Here is a 7,069-nt window from a genome sequence, read left to right as displayed (position 1 = left end):
ATTTATGTCAATATTGCACTTGCAGGTGGGAATGTTCCCATTAAAAAGAAAAACAGACAGTATTCCAATATAGGGTGGGCAAAAATATGGCCAAGATAGCGAAGCAAGACGTGATACGTCTTATCGAGCTGGTAGGTGGTAAAGAGAACATCGCCAGTGTGAGTCACTGTTTGACTCGTTTACGCTTTGTTTTAAATGATACCGACAAGGCGGATAAAAAAGGACTAGAACAGCTGAGCATGGTTAAAGGGTGTTTTACCAATGCTGGGCAGTTTCAAGTTGTGATTGGTACTGAGGTGGACGAAGTTTACGCCATCTTAATCGGGCTTTCAGGCAAAGAAGCCGTTTCTAAAGATGAAGCGAAGAAAGCCGCTCGCCAAAACATGAACTTTTTAGAACGTGGCATTTCGCATCTTGCGGAAATCTTTGTTCCTTTGCTGCCAGCGATCATCACTGGCGGTTTAATCCTCGGTTTTCGTAATGTCATTGGCGACATTCGTATGTTCGATGGAAAAACCTTGGTTGAAATTAGCCAATTTTGGGCCACGGTTCATTCTTTCTTATGGTTAATTGGCGAGGCTATTTTCTTCTTCCTACCGGTTGGTGTTTGTTGGTCAACGGTGAAAAAGTTGGGTGGAACACCGATACTGGGTATTACTTTGGGTGTGACTCTGGTTTCGCCTCAATTAATGAATGCTTATCTGATCGGTAAGCAGATGCCCGAAGTGTGGGATTTTGGCTTGTTTGTGATAGAGAAAGTCGGCTATCAAGCTCAGGTGATTCCTGCAATGTTGGCGGGTGTTGCTCTGGCGTTTATTGAGACAAACTTAAAGCGCATCATCCCTTCTTATCTTTACCTCGTTGTTGTGCCATTTATCTCTATCATATTGTCCGTTATTTTGGCCCACGCTTTAATTGGTCCATTTGGTCGCGTATTGGGCGACGGCGTCGCGTTTGCGGCTAAAGCTGCAATGACTGGCGATTTTGCGGTTATCGGTTCAATGGTGTTCGGTTTCTTGTATGCGCCACTGGTCATTACCGGGATTCACCACACCACTAACGCGGTAGATCTGCAATTGATGCAAGAAATGGGTGGTACGCCAATTTGGCCACTGATTGCACTGTCAAATATTGCTCAAGCGTCTGCGGTCGTCGGTATCATCTTTATCAGTAAAAAACACGGTGAGCGAGACATCTCTGTTCCTGCGGCTATTTCGGCTTATTTGGGTGTGACAGAGCCAGCGATGTATGGTGTCAACTTAAAGTACAAGTTCCCAATGCTAAGCGCCATGATTGGTAGTGCTATTGCAGCCGCAATTTGTGGTAGTGCAGGGGTGATGGCGAATGGCATCGGTGTGGGTGGTTTACCAGGTATTCTTTCGATTCAACCACAATACTGGGGTATTTATGGCATCGCGATGCTGGTGGCGATGGCCGTCCCAATTCTGCTTACTCTGTTTTTATACAAACGAGCTCAAGCTAAAGGCGAGCTAGAGCCAGCAAGTGCATAACCTTTCATTCGAGTGGTGAGTTTTCACCACTCATTTTCATTTTGGTAAGTGAGTTGTCAATATGGTTATAACCAAGAGTGATAGTCAGTGGTGGAAAACTGCGACCATCTATCAGATTTATCCCAAAAGTTTTTGTGATAGCGGCAATAAAGGAACGGGAGATATCAAAGGGATCATCTCTAAACTGGATTACTTGCACCGCTTGGGAATTGATGCCATTTGGCTGACACCCATTTATTCATCTCCGATGGTTGATAACGGTTATGACATTTCGGATTATTACAGTGTCAATCCTCAATTCGGTAGCATGCAAGATTTTGATGAACTGCTGACTCAAGCTCATCAAAGAGGTATCCGTATTATTATGGATATTGTGGTTAACCACACCTCAACCGAGCACGCTTGGTTTCAGTCGGCGTTGGGTGATAAATCAAGCCCGTATCGTGACTATTATATTTGGCAAGACCCGATTAATGGTCAGGCTCCAAATAATTGGCAGTCAAAGTTTGGTGGTAGTGCATGGGCGTTAGATGACGCAACAGGGCAATATTATCTGCACCTATTTGCCAAAGAGCAGGCGGATCTAAATTGGGAAAATCCTCAAGTTCGTGAGGAAGTGAAGCAAGTGATTCGTTTTTGGGCCGAAAAAGGGGTGGATGGTTTTCGTCTCGATGTGATCAATTTAATCTCAAAAGCGCAGGATTTCAGTGATGATCACCAAGGTGATGGACGCCGTTTTTATACCGATGGCCCGCGCGTGCATGAATTTTTACAAGAGATCAGCCAAGCTGTTTTTCAACAATACGGCAGCGTCACTGTGGGGGAAATGTCCTCAACAACGCTTGAACATTGCCAACAATATTCACGCTTGGACGGCAAAGAGCTGTCGATGGTGTTTAACTTCCACCATTTAAAAGTGGATTATCCGAACGGTGAAAAATGGACGAAAGCGCCATTTGATTTCTTGCAATTGAAGCAGATTTTCAACCATTGGCAAACGGGTTTAAATGGTAAAGGGTGGGGAGCACTTTTTTGGTGTAACCATGATCAACCTCGTGTCGTGAGCCGTTTAGGGGATGATCAACGTTATCGCGTTGAGTCGGCAAAAATGTTGGCCGCATCGATTCATATGATGCAAGGCACGCCTTATGTTTATCAAGGTGAAGAAATAGGCATGACCAATCCCGGCTACACCGCTATTGAACAGTACCGAGATGTGGAAAGTACTAACATTTACGACATCATGGTGAACCAGCAAGGGGTAAGTCATGAAGCGATGATGGCCATTCTTGCACAAAAATCCCGTGACAATTCTCGCACGCCAATGCAATGGAATGCAGAGCGTTTTGCTGGTTTTAGCCAAGGTCAGCCTTGGCTAGACATTGCAGAAAACTATCAAGAATTGAATGCGCAACGGGCGTTAGCTGATGAGCAATCGGTGTTCTATTTCTATCGAGAGTTGATAGCGCTGCGCAAAAAAATCGGTGTAATTACCGATGGTGATTACACCGATTTACTACCCGATCATAAAGAGATTTTTGCCTACCAGCGACGCAACGCGAAACAGGTGCTGATCTGTATCAATAACTATTATGGCGTTGACACCGAATGCGTGCTGCCAAAAGAGTTACCGATTGAGAAAGCAAAATACCTGTTAGGCAACTATACAGATATAAAACCACTCAAAGTTTTGGAACATCAAGTGCTTCGTCCGTATGAAACACGCGTAATTTTGTTCGATTTAGTATCCTGATTGAGTCCTACCCCTATAGATTCAGTCATTTTTCAGCCCCGAATTTTCGGGGCTTTTTTATCGACTCTGTTTATGAGTCACGGCCCAATGGTACTTTCTTCGTACTCTTATTGATTCAACGCAGTAGGCTCTGCTGTTGATGACTTGTTTAATGTTTTAACAACACCACAACTTTGTTGCTTGGTCACAATTAGTCACACAAAGATGAAACACAATCCGCTATAGTTTGCGTTCTTAGCAAACGGATGTGAAACACAATGAACAGTACTCTCTCCCCCTCTTATCGAGTGGTTCTCGTTGAAGACGATTTAGAACTCTCGGAACTGATCAAAGACTTTCTCAACCACTATGAATTTTGTGTCTCAACGGTTGCGGATGGGATTCAAGCCGTTGATCGGATTTTGGATGAGCAACCTGATTTAGTCATTCTGGATATTATGCTACCAGGGCAAAGTGGTATGGATGTCTGCCGCGCTGTCCGAGATCAATACCACGGTATGATCTTAATGCAAACGGCGTTAGACGATGATATTGATCAGGTGATGGGGTTGGAACTGGGTGCCGATGACTATGTTGTTAAGCAGGTTAAGCCCCGTTTGCTACTGTCACGTATTCGAGCTTTACTTCGGAGGCAAGCAAGAGGAAGTCAAAGTGACAAATATGAATTGTGCATAGGTAGCTTGTGGATGAATTTGCAACATCGAGCGGTATTGCTTGAGCAGCAGCCCATAAAACTCACGACCAGCGAGTTTGAGCTCTTGTATTTACTCGCCCAACATGTCGGCACCATTGTCACGAGAGATGATATCGCTCAGCATGTGCGTGGTTTTGAATATGATGGTTTAGATCGCTCAATTGATCGTCGTATATCACGCTTGCGGCGTGCGCTCGGAGATGATCCTAATGAACCTAAGTTGATAAAAACGGTTCGAGGTAAAGGATATCAGCTCTGCGCTGTATCGGAAGGGAAGTGGTCATGATTCGATCTTTTTGGGTACTCTGGGTAGCTGTGTTTCTGCCGATCTTATTACTCAGTATTCCCACGCAATTTAATCCGATCCCATATCTTAGCCGCAGTATCTCTGAAGAGTTTTATAAGCCTGTCTATCAGAGTAACTTTACGTTTCTATCTGAAAAATTGCGTCAAGCGCCTCAAGCTGAGTGGACAACGATTATTGACGGCTATGCTAAGCATTTCAGCTACCCACTTCGATTAGAGGCATTAGACAGTTACCACGCCTCCCCAGAAGTTTATCAAGCGTTGCAAAAAGGCGAGATCATTTTCCAAGATGGTGATCCTATGGCACTTTTGCAAAGAGTGCTGAACAGTGACAAAGTGCTCTATTTCGCGATCAATGAACCGAGAGAACTCGCTGCGCTTAACCAGTCAAGAGGTACATTATACCTCGCGGTAGAAAATCTTCGTAGCCAACCTCGTACTCAATGGCAAACCAGTATTGCTGAGCAAAATAGCCGAATACCTTTAGAGTTAAGTCTATTGCAAGAGCAAGATTTGTCACCCATCGAGCGAAGTAAGTTGTTGGCTGATGAAGAGCAGATGACCAGTTATATCAATCAACAAGGCAGCATGATCTTATTGGCTGCGGTGGATGAGAATACATGGTTACGCGTCGAGGACAATATTTCCTACCAAACCCAATTAAAGCTCACTACGGCTATCGGCGGTTTCTTTTTTTTTAGCCATTTCTGTGGCCTTAGTTATGTGGATTTATCCTTTATGGCGAGATCTGAAACGTCTGGTAAAAACGGCGAATGAATTTGGTCAAGGAGTATTATCTCGTAGAGCGACGACATCTCGGCTTTCCGTGGTCTCTCAGCTCAGTCATTCTTTTAATAATATGGCAAATAACATCGAAAAGCTGATTGCCAGCCAAAGAACCTTAACCAACGCCGTGGCGCATGATTTACGAACACCGCTCTACCGTTTACGCTTTGCATTTGAAATGCTTGAGGATGAAGACATTGCCTTAAGCCAGAAAGAAAAATACCGCCAAGTGATTCACTCCAGTATTGAAGATCTCGATCATTTGATTAACCAGACACTTGTTTTGTCGCGCTATAACCGTATCACAGATATTCGCCATTTTTCTTATTGCCACTTTGCCGACAATTTGGTTGCAGAAGCGGAGCATTTCCAGCTTGAAAACCCGCAACTCACATTGCGTGTCAGCGTGTTGGATTCGTTGCGACAGCAAACGATATTTGTCGATAATCGAGCTTTATTGCGGGCCGTTAAAAACTTGCTGAGTAATGCCGCGCGATTTGCGCAGCAAGAGATCCATCTCTCGTTGAACGAATCTGATGGGCAACTTTTTTTGGTGGTCGAAGACGATGGCCCCGGTATTGCGCCAGATGATATTGAACGTATTTTTGAGCCCTTTACTCAAGTGAATAATCAAGAGCGTAATAGTGAAAAAGGCCATGGTCTTGGGCTGGCGATTGTCAAACAGATCACTCGTTGGCATCAAGGCAAGGTTAGAGTAAAAGTAAATGGTTCAGCATTAGGGGGCGCATGTTTTGAACTGCAATGGCCGAAACAGATTTCTTTACCTAATGTGACCAAACTGGATACAAATGGTCAATAAACTGCTGACGATTTATTTGTATTGAGAATGCTACCTTGAATGGGTCGGTGAATCAGACCGCTCACAAGGAGTAAGCATGAATACCAAATTATTAGCGCTGTTTTTAAGCGGCGTATTTTTCTCATCTACCAGTGCCACTAAACCGATGGAATGGATCTCAGCCTTCAGCGATGGGGTTCGCTTAAATGACCAGCTCAGCCAAACCAATACGCAATCGAATGTGATGATGGATTACGCGCAACAAGATGCTGCAATGTATTTGGACGGTAGTGAAGTCGCCTTTCTTTCCATCAGTACCAGTTACCTCTTCTAATGCTTAATCACAGGAAAATATTATGTTTAAGTTAAACCAGTTGTTCGTGATCCTGAGTGTGCTCGCACTTATCGTGGGATGTAAAGCCGATGATTTGAAAGATGCGGATAAGCTGACTAAGCCTACGGTTAATGCTGGTGCTGATCAGATGTTAATACTGCCAGTAAATAGTATTACGTTGAGCGGAACGGCGAAATCTGAGTTATCAATATATGAAATTAAAACGAAGTCTTGGCGTCAAGTTTCTGGGCCTCAATCGCTTACTTTGATCAATGCAGATTCTCTGAAAGCAACGGCGTTTTATCCTACGATTGCTGGCACGTATATTTTTGAATTATCAGTCAAAGACAGTGGTGGAAGAAGCAACAGTGACCAAATGCAGGTGATCATTCAGGCGGCCGCGCAAAGCATGCAGCGAGCCTATATGCAGCAGGTTGATATCGTTGCTTGGCGGTATGCTGATAGGAACCAAGGCATGCTGAGCTTTAGTGATTTAGATTCGGTTTCTTTAAGCGAAGTGGACACTCAATTAGAGCATGCGCTGGCCTCACTCAATAGCGCTGCTGAGTTTGAGCTACATTTTGCCGCCAATGCTGGTGGAAATATACAAACGGCTTTGTTGTTATTAAATGCCCTTTCTGCTCAAGGAGTTCCGATTTGTTTAAGTGAAAGTTCATCTTGCCACTCTTTGGAACAAGGGTTTTTATTGCAGACTGAACTGCCAGAGAGTATCAATTGCAGTGATGCACAAAGCTGTGTTACCGCTCTACTTCAGTATATTGAGGGTTAACTAGACTACTTAGTGACGTCAGTTTATAGAGCTATGATGTAAAGAAACGAAAAAGCCAGCTCGAAAGCTGGCTTTTTATCGTTCTCAATCGAGAAA

General features: G+C 44.0%; 5 protein-coding genes and 1 pseudogene. All 6 read left to right on the top strand.

The genetic code is table 11. The features are described from left to right. Positions 1–86 precede the first annotated feature (86 nt). The 6 genes and pseudogenes from treB (at position 87) to B9J84_RS14465 (ending at position 6,973) form a co-directional block, all read left to right on the top strand. Positions 87–1,511: a PTS trehalose transporter subunit IIBC gene (gene treB / locus B9J84_RS14490; protein ID WP_026027679.1), complete on the top strand. Its 1,425-nt coding sequence runs from the start codon at positions 87–89 to the stop codon at positions 1,509–1,511. A 61-nt stretch (positions 1,512–1,572) separates the two neighbouring features. Next, complete coding sequence (gene treC / locus B9J84_RS14485) at positions 1,573–3,264, top strand: alpha,alpha-phosphotrehalase (RefSeq protein WP_094124435.1); 1,692 nt, start codon at positions 1,573–1,575, stop codon at positions 3,262–3,264. Positions 3,265–3,521: 257 nt separating this feature from the next. Continuing rightward, complete coding sequence (locus B9J84_RS14480; RefSeq protein WP_017044211.1) at positions 3,522–4,244, top strand: winged helix-turn-helix domain-containing protein; 723 nt, start codon at positions 3,522–3,524, stop codon at positions 4,242–4,244. Beyond that, a pseudogene (locus B9J84_RS14475) lies at positions 4,235–5,870 on the top strand (ATP-binding protein). Before B9J84_RS14480 ends, B9J84_RS14475 begins: the two are co-directional and overlap by 10 nt. A 76-nt stretch (positions 5,871–5,946) precedes the next feature. After that, positions 5,947–6,183, top strand: coding sequence for a hypothetical protein (locus B9J84_RS14470; protein ID WP_017044213.1), 237 nt, complete (start codon positions 5,947–5,949; stop codon positions 6,181–6,183). A 22-nt stretch (positions 6,184–6,205) separates the two neighbouring features. Beyond that, the gene (locus B9J84_RS14465; protein WP_094124434.1) at positions 6,206–6,973 is read left to right on the top strand and encodes a PKD domain-containing protein; all 768 of its coding nucleotides are present in this window, start codon (positions 6,206–6,208) and stop codon (positions 6,971–6,973) included. Positions 6,974–7,069 lie beyond the last annotated feature (96 nt).

Origin of the sequence: Vibrio sp. V03_P4A6T147, assembly GCF_002241085.1 — a bacterium.
GTDB classification, from domain to species: Bacteria; Pseudomonadota; Gammaproteobacteria; order Enterobacterales; family Vibrionaceae; genus Vibrio; species Vibrio anguillarum.
This window is presented reverse-complemented; position numbering and strand designations above follow the sequence as displayed.

Bases quoted from the DNA above. Each gene is read 5' to 3' on its own strand.
- B9J84_RS14480 (WP_017044211.1), top strand. From the start codon at position 3,522: ATGAACAGTACTCTCTCCCCCTCTTATCGAGTGGTTCTCGTTGAAGAC.
- treB (WP_026027679.1), top strand. From the start codon at position 87: ATGGCCAAGATAGCGAAGCAAGACGTGATACGTCTTATCGAGCTGGTA.
- treC (WP_094124435.1), top strand. From the start codon at position 1,573: ATGGTTATAACCAAGAGTGATAGTCAGTGGTGGAAAACTGCGACCATC.
- B9J84_RS14465 (WP_094124434.1), top strand. From the start codon at position 6,206: ATGTTTAAGTTAAACCAGTTGTTCGTGATCCTGAGTGTGCTCGCACTT.
- B9J84_RS14470 (WP_017044213.1), top strand. From the start codon at position 5,947: ATGAATACCAAATTATTAGCGCTGTTTTTAAGCGGCGTATTTTTCTCA.